Source organism: Kitasatospora sp. MBT66 (assembly GCF_000710405.2).
Taxonomy (GTDB): Bacteria; Actinomycetota; Actinomycetes; order Streptomycetales; family Streptomycetaceae; genus Kitasatospora; species Kitasatospora purpeofusca.
Window position 1 is genome coordinate 152,497 of record NZ_JAIY01000012.1, and the last position, 1,272, is coordinate 153,768.

Here is a 1,272-nt window from a genome sequence, read left to right on the forward strand (position 1 = left end):
AGGAGGCGGAGGCCGAAGTCGACGCCGAATCGGGCGCGGTCACGGTGAGCGCGGTGTCGGGCACGGTCGGGGCGAGGTCGGTCGGCGGCGGGCCCGGGGCGGCCACGGGCGACGACGGGCCCGCCGCCGCTGCGGTGACCGTGAGGGCGGGGTCGGCCCCGGCCGGGGCGGCGGTGCCGTGGGCCGGGGTGTCCAGCAGTGTGAATGCCTCCACCGTGTCCCCGGCGCCGCCCCAGACCCCGGGGTCGAGGAAGGTCGCGCTCATGGCCTCGTTCGCGTCGATCCGCACGGTGGCCTCGGCGTCCGGCCCGACGGCCTCCGACCCGACCTCGGCCGACCCCGGTCCGAGCCGGACCGTCTCCGTGGCGCCGTCCCCGGCCGGGTCGAGTCGGACGGTCCGGTCGGCATCGCCGTCCGCGGCCGCGACCGGCGCCGGGGCCGGGTCGGAGTCGGGTCGGGGCGTGGACATGGCTCCTCCAGAGAGCGGGGTGGGGCGGGGTGTGTGGGACGGACAGGTGCGGCGACTCAGCGCGGCGGGTCGCAGAGGAACGCCGACACCGTGTCCGACGTCCGCCCCGGCCTCGCCGCCGCCGGGGCGGTGCCGATCCGCACGCCCCAGGTCGGGAAGGTGTCGGCCGAGGTGAAGTCGTGCGTCCGGCTGACGGTGGCGCGGCCGTCGTGGACCGCCACCGTGTCGGTCGCGACGTCCATGGTGCGTTCGCCCAGGGTGTGGAACCAGGTCAGCGTCAGCGAGCCGGTGGCCGCGCCCTGGGCGACCACGGTGACCGTCGCGGTGGTGCTCCAGCGCCCGGCGCAGGCCAGCGAGTCCAGGTTCACCGAGGTCACCGCGATGGTCGGCGCGACCGTCCGGGTCGGCAGGACCGTCAGCGTCGGGGACGGCGTCGTACCGGTGGGACCGACGGGCGTCGCCGAGGACGGGGCGACGACGGGACCGGTGGCCGGGGCCGTCGCCGGCGGGGCGGAGGACGGCGGGACGCTCCCGGGCACGGCCGGGCCCGAGGACGGCGCCGCGGAACCCGGCGGCAGCGGCGGTCGGGCCGTTCCGGGGGTACCGGGGGCGGGCGGCGTCCCGGGGGACGTGCGGCCGGTCGGCGCCGCGGAGGGGCCGGTGCTCCGGCCGCCCGGGCCGGTGGACGACGCGCCTGGGGACGACGGGCCCGAGCCGGGGGCGCCGGCAGTGGAGGCGTCCGGCGCGGGCGTCGCCGAGGGGTCGGACGGCCCGGGGCGCGGGCTGTCCTGGCCCTCGGTCGT

Annotated in this window: 1 protein-coding gene and 2 pseudogenes; 1 reads left to right on the top strand and 2 read right to left on the bottom strand. The window is 79.6% G+C overall.

Annotated elements, in window-relative coordinates; genetic code table 11:
- Positions 1–469: pseudogene (locus tag BI06_RS51510) on the bottom strand (hypothetical protein); the annotation flags it as partial.
- Positions 470–525: 56 nt separating this feature from the next.
- Complete coding sequence (locus BI06_RS51515) at positions 526–846, bottom strand: hypothetical protein (protein WP_206743646.1); 321 nt, start codon at positions 844–846, stop codon at positions 526–528.
- Positions 847–850: 4 nt separating this feature from the next.
- Here BI06_RS51515 and BI06_RS52950 point away from each other — a divergent pair.
- Positions 851–1,272, top strand: a pseudogene (locus BI06_RS52950) (hypothetical protein); the annotation flags it as partial.